At 36.7% G+C, this 21,034-nt stretch carries 23 protein-coding genes and 1 other RNA gene; 21 read left to right on the top strand and 3 right to left on the bottom strand.

Features of this window, described 5'->3' with window-relative positions; translation table 11 throughout:
• Window positions 1-18: 18 nt before the first annotated feature.
• The 14 genes from bshA to nth all read left to right on the top strand — a co-directional run bounded on the left by bshA (window position 19) and on the right by nth (window position 13,898).
• Window positions 19-1,152: an N-acetyl-alpha-D-glucosaminyl L-malate synthase BshA gene (bshA, locus tag BMW36_RS01590; RefSeq protein ID WP_089738304.1), complete on the top strand. Its 1,134-nt coding sequence runs from the start codon at window positions 19-21 to the stop codon at window positions 1,150-1,152.
• Complete coding sequence (locus BMW36_RS01585; protein ID WP_089738302.1) at window positions 1,145-2,350, top strand: CCA tRNA nucleotidyltransferase; 1,206 nt, start codon at window positions 1,145-1,147, stop codon at window positions 2,348-2,350. The genes bshA and BMW36_RS01585 overlap by 8 nt, the downstream gene beginning before the upstream one ends.
• Window positions 2,319-3,296, top strand: a complete 978-nt coding sequence (locus BMW36_RS01580) for a biotin--[acetyl-CoA-carboxylase] ligase (RefSeq protein ID WP_089738300.1) — start codon at window positions 2,319-2,321, stop codon at window positions 3,294-3,296. The genes BMW36_RS01585 and BMW36_RS01580 overlap by 32 nt, the downstream gene beginning before the upstream one ends.
• A 14-nt stretch (window positions 3,297-3,310) precedes the next feature.
• Entirely contained in the window at window positions 3,311-4,150 is an 840-nt protein-coding gene (panB, locus tag BMW36_RS01575; protein ID WP_089738298.1) for a 3-methyl-2-oxobutanoate hydroxymethyltransferase, read from the top strand.
• Window positions 4,151-4,153: 3 nt separating this feature from the next.
• Window positions 4,154-5,029 carry a pantoate--beta-alanine ligase gene (panC, locus tag BMW36_RS01570; RefSeq protein ID WP_089738296.1) on the top strand — a complete coding sequence of 292 codons (876 nt, stop codon included), beginning with the start codon at window positions 4,154-4,156 and terminating at the stop codon, window positions 5,027-5,029.
• 23 nt (window positions 5,030-5,052) lie between these two features.
• Entirely contained in the window at window positions 5,053-5,436 is a 384-nt protein-coding gene (gene panD, locus BMW36_RS01565; RefSeq protein WP_089738294.1) for an aspartate 1-decarboxylase, read from the top strand.
• A 176-nt stretch (window positions 5,437-5,612) separates the two neighbouring features.
• Entirely contained in the window at window positions 5,613-8,297 is a 2,685-nt protein-coding gene (gene dinG, locus BMW36_RS01560; protein WP_089738292.1) for an ATP-dependent DNA helicase DinG, read from the top strand.
• A gap of 57 nt (window positions 8,298-8,354) precedes the next feature.
• A complete protein-coding gene (locus tag BMW36_RS01555; RefSeq protein ID WP_089738290.1) occupies window positions 8,355-9,143 on the top strand; it encodes a ComEC/Rec2 family competence protein in 789 nt (262 codons plus the stop codon).
• 144 nt (window positions 9,144-9,287) lie between these two features.
• Window positions 9,288-9,461, top strand: coding sequence for a YpmA family protein (locus BMW36_RS01550; protein ID WP_089738288.1), 174 nt, complete (start codon window positions 9,288-9,290; stop codon window positions 9,459-9,461).
• Window positions 9,427-9,948, top strand: a complete 522-nt coding sequence (locus BMW36_RS01545; protein ID WP_089738285.1) for a hypothetical protein — start codon at window positions 9,427-9,429, stop codon at window positions 9,946-9,948. Before BMW36_RS01550 ends, BMW36_RS01545 begins: the two co-directional genes overlap by 35 nt.
• 15 nt (window positions 9,949-9,963) lie before the next feature.
• Window positions 9,964-11,145, top strand: a complete 1,182-nt coding sequence (locus BMW36_RS01540) for a pyridoxal phosphate-dependent aminotransferase (RefSeq protein ID WP_089738283.1) — start codon at window positions 9,964-9,966, stop codon at window positions 11,143-11,145.
• Between the two features lie 27 nt (window positions 11,146-11,172).
• Window positions 11,173-12,465 (top strand): asparagine--tRNA ligase, encoded by a 1,293-nt coding sequence (asnS, locus tag BMW36_RS01535; RefSeq protein ID WP_089738280.1) that lies wholly within the window; start codon window positions 11,173-11,175, stop codon window positions 12,463-12,465.
• Window positions 12,466-12,557: 92 nt separating this feature from the next.
• Window positions 12,558-13,229, top strand: a complete 672-nt coding sequence (locus BMW36_RS01530) for a DnaD domain-containing protein (protein WP_089738277.1) — start codon at window positions 12,558-12,560, stop codon at window positions 13,227-13,229.
• Window positions 13,230-13,244: 15 nt separating this feature from the next.
• On the top strand, window positions 13,245-13,898 hold the full coding sequence (gene nth / locus BMW36_RS01525; RefSeq protein WP_089738275.1) for an endonuclease III: 654 nt from the start codon (window positions 13,245-13,247) through the stop codon (window positions 13,896-13,898).
• A 32-nt stretch (window positions 13,899-13,930) separates the two neighbouring features.
• Here nth and BMW36_RS01520 read toward each other — a convergent pair whose 3' ends face one another.
• The 3 genes from BMW36_RS01520 to BMW36_RS20475 form a co-directional block, all read right to left on the bottom strand.
• Window positions 13,931-16,762 carry a PBP1A family penicillin-binding protein gene (locus BMW36_RS01520; protein WP_089738273.1) on the bottom strand — a complete coding sequence of 944 codons (2,832 nt, stop codon included), beginning with the start codon at window positions 16,760-16,762 and terminating at the stop codon, window positions 13,931-13,933.
• Between the two features lie 17 nt (window positions 16,763-16,779).
• Entirely contained in the window at window positions 16,780-17,370 is a 591-nt protein-coding gene (gene recU, locus BMW36_RS01515; protein WP_089738271.1) for a Holliday junction resolvase RecU, read from the bottom strand.
• 314 nt (window positions 17,371-17,684) lie between these two features.
• Window positions 17,685-17,789, bottom strand: coding sequence for a spore protein (locus tag BMW36_RS20475; RefSeq protein WP_217640944.1), 105 nt, complete (start codon window positions 17,787-17,789; stop codon window positions 17,685-17,687).
• Between the two features lie 214 nt (window positions 17,790-18,003).
• Between BMW36_RS20475 and BMW36_RS20245 the strand changes: the two genes are divergently transcribed.
• The 7 genes from BMW36_RS20245 to rnpB all read left to right on the top strand — a co-directional run bounded on the left by BMW36_RS20245 (window position 18,004) and on the right by rnpB (window position 20,929).
• On the top strand, window positions 18,004-18,159 hold the full coding sequence (locus tag BMW36_RS20245) for a hypothetical protein (protein WP_175480319.1): 156 nt from the start codon (window positions 18,004-18,006) through the stop codon (window positions 18,157-18,159).
• 32 nt (window positions 18,160-18,191) lie between these two features.
• A complete protein-coding gene (locus tag BMW36_RS01510) occupies window positions 18,192-18,545 on the top strand; it encodes a DUF1798 family protein (protein ID WP_089738269.1) in 354 nt (117 codons plus the stop codon).
• Window positions 18,546-18,570: 25 nt separating this feature from the next.
• Complete coding sequence (locus tag BMW36_RS01505) at window positions 18,571-18,975, top strand: cytidine deaminase (RefSeq protein WP_089738267.1); 405 nt, start codon at window positions 18,571-18,573, stop codon at window positions 18,973-18,975.
• Between the two features lie 107 nt (window positions 18,976-19,082).
• Window positions 19,083-19,364 (top strand): CotD family spore coat protein, encoded by a 282-nt coding sequence (locus tag BMW36_RS01500; protein WP_245711550.1) that lies wholly within the window; start codon window positions 19,083-19,085, stop codon window positions 19,362-19,364.
• A 111-nt stretch (window positions 19,365-19,475) separates the two neighbouring features.
• On the top strand, window positions 19,476-20,033 hold the full coding sequence (locus tag BMW36_RS01495) for an SLOG family protein (protein ID WP_342707239.1): 558 nt from the start codon (window positions 19,476-19,478) through the stop codon (window positions 20,031-20,033).
• A gap of 128 nt (window positions 20,034-20,161) precedes the next feature.
• Window positions 20,162-20,449, top strand: a complete 288-nt coding sequence (gene gpsB, locus BMW36_RS01490) for a cell division regulator GpsB (RefSeq protein ID WP_089738262.1) — start codon at window positions 20,162-20,164, stop codon at window positions 20,447-20,449.
• Between the two features lie 88 nt (window positions 20,450-20,537).
• An RNA gene (gene rnpB, locus BMW36_RS01485) (RNase P RNA component class B) lies at window positions 20,538-20,929 on the top strand.
• Window positions 20,930-21,034: the final 105 nt, after the last annotated feature.

The raw sequence follows: 21,034 nt of genomic DNA, 5'->3' as shown, positions 1-21,034 counted from the left end.
AAGAGGAAGGACTTTTTTATGTTAAAAATAGGTATAACCTGTTATCCTTCAGTCGGTGGATCTGGGATTATTGCTACAGAATTAGGAAAGATGCTTGCTAAACAAGGGCACGAGGTCCACTTTATTACATCGAGCGTGCCATTTCGATTAGATTTATCTGATTCAAATATATATTATCATGAAGTGGAGATGAATCATTACCCTGTCTTTCAATATCCACCTTATGATTTGGCACTTGCAACAAAAATGGCAGAGGTAATTGATGCAAATAAGCTGGATATTATACATGCACATTATGCAGTGCCTCACGCAATTTGCGCTTTACTGGCGAAACAAATGGCAAAACACCCGGTGAGAATTGTTACGACATTACATGGGACAGATATAACGGTGCTAGGTATTGATTCCAGCATGAAAAAAATGATCCGTTTCGGGATAGAAGAATCGGACGCAGTTACTGCTGTTTCGAAGAGTCTTGTCAATCAAACAAAGGAAATGATTGGTGTGACGAAAGATATCAAGGTTATATATAATTTTATAAATGAAAAAGAGTATGTAGAAAAAAATGAAACAAGTTTAAAACAGCAATATGGCATTGATTCAAATGAAAAAGTACTAATACATATATCTAATTTTAGAAAAGTTAAGCGTGTAGACGATGTTGTCCGAGCTTTTAACCTTGTTAATAAACAGGTTCCTTCCCGTCTGTTGCTAGTTGGGGACGGACCGGAATATAACAACATTGTTGAACTTGTCCAGCGATTAAATTTGGAAGAGAAAGTGCACTTTTTAGGGAAACAAAAAAACATACCGCAATTATTGTCTATGGCTGATATCAAATTATTATTGTCTGAAAAGGAAAGTTTTGGTCTTGTTTTATTAGAGGCAATGTCGTGCGGTGTGGTATGTATCGGTACAAACATAGGCGGAATACCTGAAGTAATCAAAAATGGCGAAACAGGTTATATCGAGGAGCTGGGGGATATATACAGTATATCAAATCGAATAATATGGTTATTATCAGATCCTAATCAAATGAATAAGCTAAAAGAAAACGCAAGCAGATATGTGAAGCAAAATTTTTCCTCGCAAATGATCCTGAAAGATTATGAGCTGATTTATTATAAAGCACTGGGTGAAGAAAATGAATGAAAGTGCATTTCAAAAGGCACGTCCATTAATTCAGGTCTTTATAAAACAGCAATATGAAGCCTATATTATTGGAGGAGCAGTTAGAGACCATTTGCTAGGTAGACATATTTCTGATATTGATATTGCCACCTCAGCCCGTCCAGAAGAAGTTATGAATCTTTTTGAAAAAGTCATTCCTACTGGTATTAAACACGGAACGGTACTTGTTCAATACGAAGATGAATCTTATGAGGTCACAACCTTTAGGCAAGAAAGCGATTATGAAGATTACCGACATCCCAATCAAGTTCAATATGTTATGGATATTAAAGAAGATTTGGCAAGGAGAGATTTTACTTTTAATGCCATAGCGATGGATGTCAATTTCTCTATCATTGACCCATTTGATGGGACTACTGATATACAAAAACAAATAATCCGAACTGTAGGTAATGCAAATGAACGTTTTAGTGAAGATCCATTGAGAATGATGAGAGCTATCCGTTTTAACAGTCAGTTAGGTTTCTCGATAGAAAAAAAGACAATGGAGGCGATAAAACGAAACGCCTCCTTGCTTTCTCATATTTCCATGGAACGAATTGCAGATGAATGGAAAAAACTTCTGTCTGGAAAGTTCTTTTCTAAGTGTATCGATATTTTATTTTACACAGGATTATATAATTATTTGCCAGTTATTGCAGAAAATAGGACGATTCAGGAGAAGATTAAACAATTGAAAGAACCATTACCTACCTTTTCTGTAATGATCGCCTATTTAACAATATCCCAGCCGGAAGTTTCAGTTAGTGAATGGACAAACTCCTGGAAATTATCCAATATGACCAAAAGAGAAAGCATTCAGTTAATGGAAGCGATAAATACGTGGAAAAATGGCGAAAAAAATTGGGCGATTTATAACCTGCCAAAAGATCTGTTGAATCAATTTGTTTTGCTATACAATTTACTATATAAATCCGCAGTCTCTGAAAAAGAAATCTATGAAATGAAAGCAGCACTTCCAATAAGCAATAGAAGCCAACTGGCATTCAAAGGTAACCATGTTCTGGAAATATTTCCTGAACGTACACCAGGTAATTGGATTAAAGATTTACTGACTGAAGTGGAAAAATCGGTCATAAATGGACAACTGAAAAATGATAGAAAAATGATAAGTGAGTGGGTAATGGATGAAAGAGACAAAGAGGGACCAACTAATTGATATATTAGCACAATGTGATGAAGGGTTTATATCGGGACAGGAACTGTCAAGGAAACTTGAAATTTCAAGAACTGCTGTCTGGAAACATATAAATGAACTGAAAAAGGATGGCTACCAGTTTGAGGCTGTCCCGAAAAAAGGATATCGTCTGCTGTCACACCCTTTAGCAGTTAATGAAACAACATTAAAATGGGATCTGCAAACAAAGTGGTTAGGACAAAAGCTTGTTTTTAAGGATGAAGTGGATTCCACGCAGGATATAGCCCATCAATTAGCAAGAGAAGGTGCAGAGAATGGTACAACGATCATTGCAAACAAACAGTTAAAGGGAAGAGGAAGACTTAATAGAAAGTGGGTCTCTCATCACGATGACGGAATTTGGATGAGTATGATAATAAGGCCGGAAATGGCTCCATATCATGCCTCACAAATGACATTATTCACAGCGACCTCTCTCGTTGATACGATAAGAAAGTTTGCAGATCTTCCAATTAAAATAAAATGGCCCAATGACTTATTTATGGATGGAAAGAAATTTTGCGGAATATTAACCGAGATGCAGGCAGAATTAGATCATATAGAATATATGATAATTGGTATCGGCCTTAATGTGAATCAGGAGATAAACTTATTCCCTGAGGAAATACAGAATAAAACGACTTCATTAGCGGCTCAGACACAGTATAAATGGGATAGAATTCGGCTCATTCAGCAATTATTAGCAGATTTTGAAACAAATTATCAAGAATTTCAAGCGTGTGGCTTCTCTTACGTCAAAGATAAATGGACCAGTAATGCTTATAAGTTAGGTGAAAGAGTTTATATAAAGATGCCGAAGAAATCATTTGAAGCAACTATAGAGGGAATCACCGATGATGGTGCATTACTCGTAAACACAGCAGATAACATCGTAGAAAAGATCTATAGTGCAGAAATTCACTGGTAAGGAGCAATAATAAATTGAAAACAACAATACAACTCAAAGAAATGAAGAGAAATAATGAGAAAATTACGATGGTCACAGCTTATGATTTTCCTTCGGCGAAATTGGCCGAACAGGCAGAAGTGGATATGCTGTTAGTTGGAGATTCACTTGGAATGGTCGTTCTTGGCTATCAATCTACCATTGAAGTTACAGTGGAAGATATGATCCATCACGGAAAATCAGTGACACGCGGTGCACCGTCTACATTTGTTGTAATAGATATGCCGTTTATGTCCTGCCACTTATCTTTAGAAAAAGCGATGGAACATGCACAAAAAATAATGCAACTAACGAATGCTCAGGCGCTAAAAGTGGAAGGTGCTTCTCCGCTGATTTTGGAACTGGTTGAGCGATTAACAATGGCCGGAGTACCTGTAATTGGACATTTAGGTTTAACACCGCAATCAGTTAATGTTTTAGGCGGATACCGTGTACAGGGGAAAGATAGAGATTCAGCAAGGCAACTGATTACAAATGCGAATAATCTTGAAAAAGCAGGTGCAATTAGTATTGTATTAGAGTGCGTACCATATCAATTAGCAAAGCATATAACAGATCAATTATCTATTCCTACTATTGGGATTGGTGCTGGTGCTGAATGTGACGGACAAGTACTAGTCTACCATGACATACTGCAATATGGCGTGGAATTTACTCCTGCTTTTGTTAAAAAATATGCGGAAGTAGGGAAGATTACCAAGGATGCGATTGCTAAGTATTGTGCAGATGTGAAGGCACAGCAGTTCCCAGGAAATTCTCACCGTTTTACAATGGACAGCTCCTTGCTCAATGAGATCACAGGTGAGGTGAAGTAGGTAATGAAAGTGATACGCAGTTTACATGAAATGACGGAAGTAGCAACTGAAGAAAAGGCTAGAGGCCACACTATCGGATTTGTACCTACTATGGGATATTTACATGAAGGACATGCCAGATTGATTGATGAATGCAGAGAAGAGGCAGATGTTGTTATCGTAAGTATATTCGTCAATCCACTGCAATTTGGACCTGGAGAAGATTTCGAGAGATATCCAAGAGATGAGAAACGCGATAGCAGGATCGCAGAAAACCATGGTGTGGATTATTTATTCCTCCCAGCTGTAGAAGAGATGTATCCGGGGAATCCGTCAGTATCTGTCCATGTACTTAACCGTACCAGTATACTGTGCGGCAAAAGCCGTCCAGGTCACTTTGATGGTGTAGTTACCGTTCTGGCAAAACTTTTCCATATAACAAAAGCTGATATGGCATATTTTGGCCTGAAAGATGCACAGCAGATTGCTGTCGTAAAAGGAATGGTCGATGATCTGAATTATCCTGTAATGATTCGGCCTGTACCAACTATTAGGGAAGATGACGGCTTAGCTAAGAGCAGTCGCAATGTTTATTTAACAGAGACAGAAAGAATAGAAGCTTCACAGTTAATCAGGTCTTTACAAGCTGGACAGCAATTAATTATTGACGGTGAGAAAAATCCTGCTAATATATTAAATGAAGTGAAAAAATATATTAAAAAACATACAAATGGATCAATTGACTATGTTGAGCTGTGGTCATATCCGGCTCTGAAAGAGGTAACCACGATTGATCAACCGGTCATTATCGCTATTGCTGTGAATTTTAGTAATGCGAGGCTAATCGATAATTTAATCCTTAATCATTATGGTGAAATGGTTACTAATCCTTTTCAATAGGTATCATTCTAGGGGGAAATAAGATGTTACGAACAATGATGAAATCAAAAATTCATCGTGCAACGGTAACAGAAGCCAATCTGAATTATGTTGGCAGCATTACAATAGATGCAGAGATATTAGAAAAAGCAGGAATATTACCACATGAAAAAGTTCAAATAGTGAATAATAATAATGGAGCAAGGTTAGAAACATATGTCATTCCTGGAGAATATGGCAGTAAAGTTATTTGTTTAAATGGGGCAGCAGCTCGTCTAGTGCAACCGGGAGACATTATCATCATTGTTTCATATGCTCTTGTTTCAGACGAGGAGCTAGAAGGGTTTAAACCGAGGGTTGCTATAATGGATGAGAATAATACAGTAATACAACTAATTGATCAGGAACCGCCATTATCTGCATTGTAGGCAAGTATGATTACAAACCTTAAGCACCCCGATAAGTTTTACTAATGGTCATAGGAAAACCCTTATGATCAAATGTCTCACTTTATGTATGAGAAACTCTTATCAATTTGATAAGAGTTTCTTTCTATACATCATTAAATCATTAAAGTTAATAACAGAAATATGGGGTGAAGTGAATGAATAAGTATGCAATACTTGATGTAGAAACAACAGGACATGCCCCGTCAAAAGATGACAGAATTATTGAGATAGGTATTGTTATTGTAGAGAATGGAGAGATAATTCAGGAATATAATCAACTAATTAATCCCATGAAAGAAATCCCTACATTTATTTCCCAGCTAACCTCCATTAAAAACGAAGATGTTATGGATCAACCAGTATTCGAAGAGGTTGCGGGCGAAATTATGGAAGTACTATCAGGGACCATATTAGTTGCACATAACATCAACTTTGATTTAAATTTTGTGAATGCAGAATTAGAACGGATAGGTTCGGCCAAACTCCAGCCATATAAGATAGACACTGTTGAGCTGTCAAGAATATTTTTTCCAAAAGCGCCTGGCTATAAATTAAATGAGTTAGCTCATTTTCTGTATATTACTCACGATATGCCTCACCGTGCAATATCGGATGCATTGGTAACCGCAGATCTGTTTTTACTAATTTTGCAAAAACTGCATTCATTACCAAACCATTTACTTGAACAGTTAGTACAATTATCAAGTAAGCTAACGTCCGACTTAAGCCTTCTTTTGCCAAATCAACCTGTGCTTTCCCGAGACGATTTGTTGACAGTGAATGGCATCCTTCTTAGGAAGTTACCGGAAAAGAATAGAGAAGTAAATTTTGAGTATCCTTCTTATCAGGAATTTCTTGATCAGATATATGGGGAGAATGGTTTTCTTGCTAAGTTTTATCGGAATTATGAAGTACGGGAGGATCAATTGTTTATTAGTGAAACAATCTATGATCATTTCCAATCTCATAAACATGCAATAATAGAAGCAGGTACAGGAATAGGGAAAACTATTGCTTACTTAATTCCCTCTGTATATGAGGCATTAACAACAGGAAAACCCATCGTTATCAGTACATCGAACGTTAATTTACAAACAAAATTATTAAAAGAGGATCTGCAGCAAATCAATCATTTTTTTAACAGTACCATTCGGGCATCGGTGGTTAAAGGGAAAAATCATTATTTAAGTTTAACAAAATTCGATGCGTTCTTACATGATCCAGCCCAGAATTCCTATCATCATCAGCTGGTTAAAGCGATGATATTAATCTGGTTAACTGAAACGGAAACTGGTGACTTAGATGAAATTCAATTTCCTAAAAAAGACCAGTATATAAGACAGCAGCTTGTAGTAAATAACAAGCATGAAGATATAACCTGGGATCAGTACAGTTTCTATGAAAGAATTAAACAGAAAGTTGATCAGTCTCATGTCATCATTACAAATCACTCATTAATATCTCTTGAGCTAAAAACAAATGAAACAGTGATTCCGGAATATTCGAAACTGATTTTAGATGAGGCACATCATTTTGATATGATTGCATCAAAGTATCTTGGCGAATCATTAAATTATTTTGAGTTGATCGCATTCCTGCAGCGTTTAAAGATGGAACTGGACAAGAATGAGATAACAGAAGGGAACGATAAAGAGCTGCTGACTGGAATTAAGTATGAAGTGGATTCATTATTCCGGTTATTGTTTCTTTATGTTAAAAATGCCAGTACAAATGAACGTTCATTTAATGATAAAGGGAGGATGCAGCGAATATGGGATCCGGCGCATCCATCTAATGACACAACAGTTATTGAAGATGCGGTTCGACGTGCATTAATGGAGATGGATAAAATATCTGTCCGATTAAAGGATAGTAAGGGCTCCTCTAACTCACTCATTGGAGAACTCGTTTCTTATATGGAAAAAATGAAACAATTATTGCTTGTTAATAAAGGACTGTTTGTAACATGGTTGGAGATTGAACAAAATGGGGCTCAAAATGCAGTTTACATTAATCGGGAACTTTTTTCAGCTACTGAGAAGCTTGTTGCCAAGTTGTTTGAAAAAAAACAAAGTATAATATTAATTAGCGCAACACTGACAATCGGTAATTCCTTTGATCATTTTCGAAACAGACTGGGTATTGCAAGGGAAGAGGTCAGTTGTTTTCAACTGGAATCACATTTCCCATATGATCAGAATGTCCAGTTAATGATTCCATCGGATTTCCCGGAGATTAAGTATCCAAATAATGAAGATTTTATTTATGCCGCCTGTGAAACATTGATTTCCCTTGCAACTGTTCTTAATGGTAAAATACTTGCACTATTCACTTCTTATGATATGTTGAAGAAAGCTTACTATGTTTTAAAGGAATCTAATGAGTTAACTGACTACATTATTATTGGGCAAGGTATCTCTTCGGGGAGTAGAAATCGATTAATCAAGCACTTCCAATCATTCTCCCAATCGATCCTTTTAGGTACAAACACTTATTGGGAAGGAATTGATATACCTGGAGAAGATCTTTCTTGTGTTGTCATTGTGAAGTTACCGTTCCAATCACCAAATGATCCAGTGTTTGAGAAGAAATCGGTGTATTATAAACAGATAGGCAAAAATCCATTCATGGAACTGTCCTTACCTAAAGCTGTATTTCAATTTAAGCAAGGATTCGGGAGGCTGATCAGGAGAGAGACAGATAAAGGGGTTATTTTTGTTTTAGATGAGCGTATCATTACAAAAAAATACGGTAGATATTTTACAGAATCGATACCAGATGTTCCAATCCACTTTGAATCAACTCATAAGCTTATAAAAAAAGTAAATGATTGGTTCTGATAATTAATTTATCTTGTGTCATCCTATATATAAACACGAGAAAGCAGGATGGCTGAAATGAAAGGTAAATTGATCATTGGGTTTTTGATGATATGTTTGTCTATTTTGTTACCAGTAATTCTCTCTGCAGAACAGCAACCAGTCAATCAGGAAATTGATATTATTTTTTTAAATTTACCGAATGGGGAAGCCACATTAATAAGGACGGAAACTGGAGAAAATGTACTAATCAATACAGGTGCTCCGTCAAGTTACCAAAACCTTCTTCACCAATTGGAAGGATTGAAGGTAAACAAAATTGATCAGTTAATATTGACGAGTTTCAAAAAAGAATATGCGGGTAATACAGAGGCAATTATGGAAAAATTCCATGTTTCCAAATTCCTCTTTCCAGGTAACTATCCGAAAGACCAGACGGAATTTCCTGAGGATTCGGTTTTCGCTTACTGGCCAAAAATAAAAAACACATCTTTATCTGAAAATGTAAAAATAAAATTTATTGATGAGAATGCAGATGACGAAGCAACTTTTTTATTACAATACGGCAAAGAGTCTGTCCTTTTTCTTAATGATAAAGAGATATCATTTGAGGAGAAATTGTATGCGAGTATGCAGCAAATTGATATCATAAAAATTGCTGCATTTGGGAGTGGCGAATCACCTTCCCAGCAATTACTTCGGCATCTTGATCCATATCTTGGTATTATTTTTTACAGTCCTTCTTTTGACATTAATGAAGACCTTGTTGAAAGGTTGTTTGCCTCTTGGATAGACGCTTATTTTCTAAAACAGACCGGAAGTATATACATTCGATTAACAAAAGAGGATTATGAAATTATGTCCTGAAGATCTAATCATGCACAGGAAATATGATAATCTTAAAAAATTTTCATATTTCCCGTGTTAATTGCATTTTTTAGTTGAAAAAAAATCAAATCTCACTCAAAATAGAAAAAGACAGTTGTTTCTAAATAGTTGGGGGTGTCAGAAATGAATCAATCAAAAATTATTACACTATCCACAGTGAAGATTAATTATTCTGAAGATCTGTATAAAATTGTTGATAGTTTAAACCGAACGCTAAAAGAAGATGATTTAATGTTCGGACTAACATTAAGTGAGGAAGATCATGAGAAGGCTGTTTTCACCATTTATCGAACTTAAGAAAAGTATTGTCATAAGTACCATCGCTCTTATTCTGTTAGGCGGTGTGTTACTATATTGTTTACATATTTACAATCAGATTATGGAAGACAAAACCGCTCGCTATGAGGCGGTGGAAGATTATTTGATGGAACAGGAACCAGCAATCGAACAGATTAGCCGTATGGACCGGTATCATGGGGATCTTCTCTATTATGTGGCAGAAGCTGAAATACAAGGAAAGGCTGTTTATATTTATATTACGGAGGAAGATGGATTCCAACACGAAATATATAATAAGGATGAATTATATTCTGAAGAAGAAATTCTTTCTGAATGGAAGAACTCATGTACCAACTGTGAATTGATAGATTCACAAATTGGAATGTTAAATGGGTACCCAGCATTGGAAATAACCTACTCGTTTGAAGAAAATTTAGTATATGATCATGTAATATTAGAAGATAAATCGAAGTATTCACTAACAATTAACCCATCATTAAAATAGAGAAAGGTGATATACATGGAATTAGCAAATAGAGTGCAAACATTAACTCCTTCATCCACATTGGCTATTACTGCAAAAGCAAAGGAATTAAAACAAGCAGGTCATGACGTTATAGGGCTTGGAGCAGGAGAACCGGATTTCAATACACCAGACCATATATTAGACGCTGCATCTAAAGCAATGTATGATGGTTTCACTAAATATACACCAGCCGGTGGAACAATAGAACTAAAAAAAGCCATTCAAGAAAAAATGAGCACTGACCATAACCTCGATTATGACCTTGGTCAGATTATCGTTACAATTGGCGCCAAACATGCCTTATATACTTTGTTTCAGGTATTATTAGACAAGGAAGATGAAGTTATCGTCCCTTCACCTTATTGGGTAAGTTACCCAGAGCAAATAAAATTAGCTGAAGGTAAACCGGTATTTGTCGATGCGCTTGAGGAAAATGAATTTAAATTAACTCCAGAGCAATTAGAAAATGCAATAACTGAAAAGACAAAAGCGGTGATTATAAATTCACCAAGCAATCCTACTGGTGTAATGTATGAGAAAGAAGAACTGCAAGCACTAGGCGAAGTTTGTTTAAAGCATGATATTTTTATTGTTTCTGATGAGATTTATGAAAAGCTAACTTACACTGCTACAGAACATGTTTCCATAGCAGAGCTGTCTGATTCTTTAAAAGAAAAAACAATCATCATTAATGGGGTTTCTAAGTCTCACTCCATGACAGGGTGGAGAATTGGATATGCTGTTGGTAATAGCAGCATTATTAAAGCAATGACAAATTTAGCATCCCATTCCACTTCAAATCCGACATCTATTTCACAGGTAGCTGCTGAAGCTGCATATACAGGTACACAGGAGCCAGTAGCAGAAATGAAAGCAGCATTTAGTGAGCGATTAGAAAAGTTGTATGAATGGATAGTGCAAATACCTGGAATCGAATGTGTAAAGCCAAAAGGCGCATTCTATTTGTTCCCAAATGTCAAAGAAGCTGTGAAAATGAATGGATTTAATTCGGTTGATGAATGGGTTTCGGCTTTATTAGAAGAAGAAAAAGTAGCTTTAGTACCAGGTTCAGGTTTCGGAGCACCCGATAATGTTCGTTTATCATATGCAATCTCTTTAGAACAGCTAGAAGAAGCGGCAAATAGAATTAAACGTTTTGTCGAAACTCACCAATAATACATCATTGTTGATGGAGGATGTCAGATGAAAACAACTATTAATCAAGTAAGTAAGTACTTAGACCAGGAAGTTACAATCGGTGCCTGGTTAGCGAATAAACGATCCAGCGGAAAGATCGCATTTTTGCAGTTACGGGATGGTACCGGGTTTATACAGGGTGTTATTGCTAAGGCAGATGTACCAGAAGAAATCTTCACTACTGCCAAATCATTGACACAGGAGTCTTCCTTATATGTTACTGGTACAATTGTTAAGGATACACGGTCGCCATTTGGTTATGAAATGCAAGTGAAGAAGATAGAAGTTATCCATGAAGCAAAAGATTATCCGATAACACCAAAAGAGCATGGTACGGAATTTTTAATGGATCATCGCCATTTATGGCTTCGTTCTAAAAAACAGCATGCCATTATGAAAATTCGTAATCAAATCATCCAGGCAACCTATCAATTTTTTGCAAAGGAAGGATTTATGAAAATAGACCCTCCGATATTAACTGGTTCCGCAGCTGAAGGGACTACGGAGTTATTTCATACACAGTACTTTGAAGAAGAAGCCTATTTATCTCAAAGTGGACAGCTGTATATGGAAGCAGCAGCAATGGCACTTGGCAAAGTTTTCTCTTTTGGACCGACATTCCGTGCAGAAAAATCGAAAACGAGAAGACACTTGATAGAATTTTGGATGATTGAACCAGAGATGGCTTTTACAACTCATGAGGAGAGTTTAGAGGTACAGGAACAATATGTTCAATATATCGTGGAATCTGTACTGCAAAACTGTCAATTAGAATTGAATACATTAGGAAGATCTGTTGAAAAATTAGAGAAAATAAAAGCTCCTTTCCCAAGAATTACCTATGACAAAGCTATTGAACTTCTTAGGGAAAAAGGTTTTAATGATATTAAGTGGGGGGAAGACTTTGGAGCACCTCATGAAACAGCAATTGCTGAGAGTTTTGAAAAACCTGTATTTATCACACATTATCCTAAAGATATCAAAGCGTTCTATATGAAACCAGATCCGGAGAGAGACGATGTTGTTTTATGCGCTGACTTAATTGCGCCGGAAGGGTATGGCGAAATTATTGGCGGGTCTGCCAGAATCGATGATCTTTCATTAATGGAACAAAGATATATAGAGCATAATTTAGCTGGAGATGCTTATAAATGGTATCTCGAATTAAGAAAATATGGCAGTGTTCCCCATGCGGGATTTGGATTAGGATTAGAACGGACTGTAGCCTGGATTTGTGGAGTCGAGCATGTTCGGGAAACTATTCCTTTCCCTAGGCTGTTAAACAGGTTGTATCCTTAATCTTCAAAGAAAAGTAATAATTCATTGTAATAATCCTTTGCATATATTTTGTGCAAAGGATTATCATGTTTTTACACAAGGTGGTGAATAAAATGACAGGAAACTATAGTGAAATAATCGGAGATCAAATTTTCATTCCCAAAGCCCTTATGTTAAATTATCAGAAACTTGGCATAAATGAACATCAGTTAGTATTGCTATTGTTTATTCATATATCACAAACAGCAGGTATCCAATTTCCCACGCCAGAGCAGTTGGCAGAAAAGATGTCCATTTCAACGGAGGAGTGTTCCAAACATCTTCGTAAACTTATCCAGTTAGGGTATCTGGAAATCGAAGAAGATGATACAGGTGGGGTGTTGAAAGAAATGTACTCACTGGAAACTCTCTGGCATAAAATTTATGCTGGTGGCAATCAGGAAACATCAACGGAAGAAGTACAAATCGGCGAAATGTTCCGTCGCTTTGAACAGGAGTTTGGGAGACCGTTATCTCCATTTGAGATTGAACGGATAAACCAGTGGTTAGATGAAGAGAAATACTCTATTGATCTGGTGTATGCTGCACTTAGAGAAGCAGTATTAATGAGTAAACTTAATTTCACTTATATTGACCGGATACTGATTGACTGGAAAAAGAAAGGGGTAAGATCTTTAGATCAAGCTAAACAGACAAGTAAGTCCTTTCATGAATTCCAGAAAAGTGAGCCAAAACAGGATAATTCGCATAGAAAGAAGCTTTATTATAATTGGTTAGAAGAGTAACAGGGGGGGCCAGTGTTGTTAACTAAAACACAAATTAGACATGTATTAGATACTATAGGCGAAATGTTTCCAGATGCAGAATGTGAGTTGAATCATCGCAATGCTTTTGATTTACTTATTGCAGTCGTTTTATCTGCACAATGTACGGATGCACTAGTGAACAAAGTAACAAAGGATTTATTTCAGAAATATCATACGCCGGAAGACTATCTGGATGTATCATTAGAAGAGTTGCAGCAGGATATAAAATCAATTGGACTATATCGTAATAAGTCAAAAAATATCCAAAAATTATGTCGGACCCTTATTGAGGAACACAATGGAGAAGTTCCTGAATCAAAAGCAGAGTTGGAAAAGCTTGCGGGAGTTGGACGTAAAACTGCAAATGTAGTGGCATCCGTAGCTTTTAATGAACCCGCTATCGCAGTTGATACCCATGTGGAAAGGGTCTCCAAACGACTTGGTATCTGCAGATGGAAAGACAGCGTATTAGAGGTTGAAAAAACATTAATGAAGAAGATACCTATTGAAGAATGGAGCGACACTCATCACCGCCTGATTTTCTTTGGTCGTTATCATTGCAAGGCTAAAAGTCCACAATGTGATGTCTGTCCATTGCTTGATATTTGCAGAGAAGGGAAAAAAAGAATGAAACACAGCATGTCATAATTAACATGCTGTGTTTTTTATCTTTTTATTTGCTATTGTTCATTTTCACTTTCAATGTTTTCCTGTGATTGTTCGCTGTTACCATTCTGTGAGGCGGCATTCGCGTCATTTTGTTGTTCCTGCTGATTTTGCCCCTGATTTCCGTTATTCTGACTGCCATTCTGATTTTCGTTGGAATTGCCTTCGTTCGTATTCCCATTCTGTTGCTCTTCTTGCTGTTCTTCTTGCTGCTCATCTGGTGGTTCATTATTTTGTTCGTCTTCTTCCAAACCTTGTGTGTTAATCTGAATAGAAGAAGAAGGACCTGTCACGCCACCCTCATTTCTTAGCACTGGTGTTACAGTAACTGTATAAATTCTTCCAGCCTGTAATTGCGTAAGGTTTAAGGAAGTTTGATTTGTTGTAAATTCATCCACGATATTTCCTGCTTCCGTTAAACTGATCCTGAATTCGATTGGGCCATTAGGTTCATAAGCCCAGGTTATTAATGAAGATAGATTGTCTTGATCAAATGTTTGCTGCAGTTGCTGGACAGGAGGTATGTCTTCATTTTCTCCCCCTGAAACCTCTACCGTAACAGTTGCCGGTTCACTCGTTGTATCGCCTTTCCTAGCAACAACTTCAATCGTATAGGTTCCACCTTGCTCAATGTTGCTAATTTCTAATGAAGTACTTTCTGTTTCCGTAACATTACCTGCAGAGCCATCTGCCGCAACAGAAACTTCAAAAGTGGTGTTTTCCATATCTTCATATTCCCATTCCACATTTATTCTTTCTTCCTCTTCATCATATACTGCGGCTAGATTTGTAACTGGATCCAATTGATCAAATTTCTCAGAGACAGCACTTGGCTCATGACCTTTAACAAACAACTCTGTTACAATTTCTGAACTTGGTGTATATTCACTTGGTCGTTTTGCAGGGTTAGATCCTTTTTCTACTGCTACTTCCACAACAGAATCTGGTTTTTGAAAATCAGCTGTTTCCACATCACTGGACACGTGTTGCATTAATTCCCTGAAAATGTGTACAGGTAATTGGGTATTATTAATTGGTTTCCGTTCTTTACTATATCCACTCCAGATGGAAATTGTATAATTTGTGGTATATCCGGTAAACCAGGAATCAGGACTTCCATCTTGATCTTTTAAGTTCGTTGTACCGGTTTTACCAGCGATAGGTAAACCACTAATATTTGCATTTGTTCCAGTTCCGTTTTGAACAACGGATTTCAGCATATCTGTTACCATATATGCAGTAAAATCGGACATGGCTTCTTCAGGCTCTGAAGCTAATTCTTCCGTACGTCTGTCGGGGTATTCTACTTTTAATACTGAATAAGGCTCATGATACGTACCATTGTTTCCAAATGCAGCATAAGCCCCAGCTATCTCAATCGGAAGTACACCAGTATCTGTTCCACCAATAGCATCTGTAATCGTAACTTGGTTATTGGCAAATTCAATGCCTAAGCCTTCTGCAAATGTCTGTGCATTACTGTAGCCAACTTCATCAAGCGTTTTTACTGCAGGAACATTTAAGGATTCCTGTAAAGCGTATCTTGCAGACATCCATCCTTGATATGACCTGTTCCAATTTCGTATAACACTATCTGTCCCTTCTATAGGGAATGGTTTGTCATCATTTAGCTGGTGATATGTCGACCATTGCAAATACTCAATAGCAGGGCCGTAAGCAACAATCGGCTTCATGGTAGATCCACCTTGCAGTCCATCTCCATCAATGGCAAAGTTCCATCCATCACTATCACGGTTACGTCCACCGCCAATTGCTCTGATTGCTCCTGACTTCGTATCGAGTAATGTTATACCAACCTGAATATCAGGGTCTGCACTGTAATCAATCGGGTTATTTTCTTCATTACTTAATAGAAATTCTGTATATTCCTGTGCTTCCGGATCAAGTGTTGTATACACCTGCAGACTGTCTTTATAAATATCTGCACCGGTTTTTTCTTCCACTTCTTTTCTAACCTGTTGGATAAAACTTTCATACTTTACATACTGTTTCTTGCTGTCAACTAGTAATGCAGCAACATCCGTATCTCTTACTTCATTTGCTTCCGCTTCACTGATCTTATTATGCTGTACCATTAAGTTCAGTACGGTATTCATTCTTTCCTTTGTTAGATCAGGATTAACGAAAGGGTCATATGCGGATGGGCGCTGTGGAAGTCCTGCTAGTATAGCGGCTTCGGCTAATGTTAAATCATTTAAATCAGTTTTGCCGAAGTAAACTTCCGCAGCAGTGGCGACTCCGTAGGCACCTGCTCCATAATAAATTTTATTGACATACATTTCAAAAATTTCTTCTTTTGAATATTTCCGCTCTAGTTGTAATGCAAGCCATTGCTCCTGAACTTTACGCTTTAATTCTTTGTCATTCGACAGGAAAGATCCTTTCACTACTTGTTGCGTAATTGTACTGGCACCCTGTGCACCGAATCCATCCCTGAAGTTTGCAAGTACCGCAGCACCAATTCTTTTGAAATCAATACCAATATGGCTCTTGAATCGAACATCTTCTGTAGCTAATATTGCATCTTCAAGAATCTTCGGTATGTCACTATATTGGACGGTTGAACGTTTTTCTGTTCCTAAATCCGCAAAAATGTCTCCATTAATATCATATAACTTGGTAGACGCTGGGGCTGATAGTTCCGACACATCCAAATCCGGAGCAGTAGCCACATAGTAACCGAACAACCCGGCTACACCTATTCCGATTAACAGGATGCCAATGATGACTATTCTTATCAACTGTTTCCAAGTTGATTTTTTCTTTTTTTCTTTATGTTGTTTCTGTTTTCTTCTTGCCATTCTTGATTGACTATTTTCAGCCATTATTCTTTTCCTCCGTTCTACATATAATACTTTTCAATCACATTTAAGTAATCAACTCTCGTGTGAAATTGAATTGGTATTATATATCCTTCCTTTTTCACAGTATCTAAAGGAATAGATTTCCTGCCGCCATTAAACTGTGCTTCCCATTTTATAAATAATTTTTCAGCAGGATAATAGTAAGTTTCCTGGAGCATACTAAATCTGATTATAAGAAAACAAATCGCTCCATGCTCGACAACTTGTTTCATATGATCGATTTGATGCTGGTGAATGTTACTTATAGGGAAGGATGTTTTGTTTTTTGTTTCTTTAGCTTCAAAATCAATGTATCTTCCCTTAAATACACCGTTATAATCTGTTGTCGAAGTTTGCTTAAAGTAAGCTTCCTTAATAACAGCAGCGCTTCTGCGTGGATAATCAACTTTTACAATCTGCAATGGTGTAGGTTTTTTGTGTATGATAGCCCTGTTGGTTTCTCTGTAATAGTTATTTGTTTCATTAATATCCTCTTCTAATGTCATCCCCCGATTACTGTATATAGTTTCATTGTAAACAGATGGTTTTGCAGCATTTACCGAGCTTCTTTTTCCGTTCGGATAATGCATAGTTTCCCCCCTAAATGTTAGAAAAGTACAATAGAACGCTGTATTCCTTTCCTAACCATAAAATAACTAGGCATTCAGTACACTAGTTTGGATTTAGCTAGATTCATCATACGCTATGCTGGTAAATTGTTCAATAAAAAAAGCTAAGCTTCATATTGATGCAATACTATATGTATAAATTCGATAATAAGGACAAATTTGTGAGGGTTATAGTATATTGTTCGAACAACAGAAAGAATACATACGTGCTATGGCAAAAAATCGACAATGCAATGTGCACTGTCGATTTTTCGGACTAATTTACCTGTAACTTTTTAAGTTGATGGACGGTTTGGTCCATTTAACTTTTTGTCATTCTGAACAGGTATTGCTGAATCCTTCTTCTTTTTGTTGTCTTTAGCTCGTTTGTTTACACGCATAATTCTTCCTCCTTATACATAATCGGTTTCCTCACAAGAGCAGGAAACTTACTATTCATAGTTTGACTCATTTTGAAGAAAAAATTCACCAAAATAGAAAAGCTTTGTCAGACTAATACTAGTTTTGTCATACTGGAAGGATTTCACTCTCTTTTATTGAATTATGAGTTAGAAAATGAGTCTTCATTATATTTAATAATGCGAGGTGAACAAATTGGTAGCTAATAAAAAAATAGTCAAAACAGATAAACTCATTAACAGGTTAGATAAATTAATGGAATTAATGAATGAGATCGAAAATCATGCTGCTGTATCATTTTCCTACAATAAACAACAGGAAAGTGTTAATATGTTAAAGAAGATAGTTTAAGTACAATTGTACTGGAGAAAAGGTGATTCGCTTTGCAGCTACTTGATCAGATTATTCAACTGGAACAGATTCTAGAACAACTTAAACACCATTACTTAACAAACGAACGACCAGAAAACAAACGCGATCCCGAGTTCTTTCAATTTGTTAAGGAAACTACCAGTCCCGTTTTTGATCAGATCGATCAATGGTATGAAAATGCTCTTTTGTTTATTAAGGATAGGGAAGTACATGTCCATCCCCAACAATTACAATCAACAGAGGATAATTTAAAGATATTGTTACTGCACAGTTATTACATTGATGTCCGCAAAAAAAGATATATGGAATTATATCAGTCAATCAAATATGTTTTTGATTTATTGAAGAAGGATATAAACAAATAATCATGCGCTGGTGGTGAAAGATTTAATGGAAAAGCAGGAATTAATTAATTTAGCGAAAAAGGCAAGAGAAAAAGCATACACGCCATATTCGAAATTTAGAGTTGGTGCCGCATTATTGATGAAGTCAGGAAAAGTATACTCGGGGTGCAATATTGAAAATGCAGCATATCCTGTCACGGTTTGTGCGGAAAGAACCGCGATTTTTAAAGCAATTAGTGATGGAGAATATGATTTTGAGGAAATGGCAGTAGTTGCAGATACCGAAAGGCCAGTCCCGCCATGTGGATCATGCAGACAAGTATTGAGTGAATTCTTTCCGAAAGATTCTCTTATTCATACGAGTAATCTGAACGGCAACGTAAATACTGTTACAATGGAAGAATTGCTTCCATTTTCTTTCGAAGCAAGTGATATGGGTACCCAGAATTAAAAGGTTTGAATAGAAATTGATAAAAATGCGGAAAGTAGGTAGTTGTCTTAGACAAACTTCACTATCATGACATACGCTAGTATAGATCAAATATAGTGAGGTGATAAATGATGAGAAGAAGACCATGCATGCCGATGAATACGATGCCTGCTAATACGGTTGTTCATCCAACAAAGTACAATCAGGTACACACGTGCAGTGAAAGTGTTGTCAATCATATTCATCCATCACACACCAATTGTGTGAATCATCATCTGGTGAAAAATGTTCACTATTATCCGCATACCACTTCAAATCAGTATACAGTAGATCAAATCAATGTAAATGGAGGGCCAGTCCCGCCAATGTACAATCAGATGGGGATGAATCCAGGTAACTTTCCACGCTAATGATAAAAAAGCTGTCAAATGGCAGCTTTTTTATCATGTAAAAACTAGCCACTCTTCCTCTGATCTATTATAATTTAAATGATATGTTACCAAAATGGGAGCGGAAAAAGATTGATAAAAGTATTAGCAATTACCGGGAACAAACCGAACGAACTTACAATTACAGGTGAGAAAGACGAGAGAATTGGTTATATAAAAAAAGCATTGAAAAAGAAACTTATCATGTTCATTGACAATGGATTAGAATGGGTGATAACTACAGGACAGTTAGGGATTGAACTATGGGCTAGTGAAGTGGTTTGTGAATTAAAAGAAGAATACTCGATTAAGTTAGGTATATTTCCGCCATTTCTTGAATATTCATCAAGATGGCCGGAGATTTACAAAGAGAAACTTGAACAAGTGATGCTCGAAGCAGATTTTTCACAGCCGCTGTACAATCAGCCATATAAAGGACCTTATCAATTTATAAATAAAGACAATTGGCTCATTCAAAAATCTGATGCATGTTTAATTCTTGGAGATGAGGATTATCCTGGCACTGTGGGTTTTTTCCTGGATAAAGCAAAAAAGGCGGTAGAAGTGCAACAGTATCAAATTTACTGGATTACTCCTTTTGACCTTGAAGAGATCGTCAAAGAGGAGCAGGAGATTCAAGGATTTGAGTAGATACTTAAATTTTATTGACAAGCACAAGTTAATTTGAAAAAATGAAATAAGGTATTAGTGGCTGGTAGAAGTATCATGTAATGTAATGGACCAAATATATGTTTAGTTTTTAAAAAGAGGTGGATGGAATGGCAAATCAATTATTGGGAAAAGATATTCTTGAAAAGAACTTTAAGACATCCATGCGTGGATACAATCAGGAAGAAGTGGATGAATTTTTAGATACGATCATTCAGGATTATGAATACTTTCAGCAGGAAATAAGCCGGCTGCGAACAGAAAATGACCGGTTAAAGAAAAATACAGAGACGAGGCTGCGTGCAACACCGTCGAATCACCAAGTGAATTATGATATTTTAAAAAGACTTTCCAACTTAGAAAAAGCTGTATTTGGAAGGAAGTTTGAAGAAGAGTAAGCATTTAGGAATTCTTTCCATTGACTATTTATGATAGCATGTTACAATAATATTGGCTTTAAAATAATAGTAGTAATTTGAAGAATGAATGGAGAAGTAATCGCTGCATATAACTTTATATGTAGAGGAAAGTCCATGCTCACACAAGCTGGGATGCTTGTAGTGTTCGTGCTTGACGAAATCATAAGTCAAGGTAACCAGATAATGGTTAACGGCAGAGAAAGCACCTACGTTCTTATTCGAATATGGTGTCAGTATCTTGAAAGTGCCACAGTGACGTAGCTAAACAGGAAACTGTTTAGGTGGAACGCGGTAAACCCCTCGAGTGAGCAACCCAAATATTGGTAGGGGCATCTTCTATTAGGGAATTTCAGAACCGAACGAAGGACAAGCTGACTGCTTGTAGACAGATGATTACACCTTTGGTACGAGGCTGACCACCGCTGGCAGTACGAGAAGGACAGAACATGGCTTATGAACATTCATTCGGTCAATTAATGCTTAAACAGAGACCCCTTTTCATTTTGAAAGGGGTTTTGATATTATATAAAGGAATTCCAAACAATAAAAGAATACATAAAAGGG

The sequence above is a fragment of the Gracilibacillus ureilyticus genome (genome assembly GCF_900111195.1).
Lineage (GTDB): Bacteria > Bacillota > Bacilli > Bacillales > Amphibacillaceae > Gracilibacillus > Gracilibacillus ureilyticus.
Note: the sequence above shows the minus strand (reverse complement) of the source record. Positions and strands in the feature narration are given on the sequence as shown.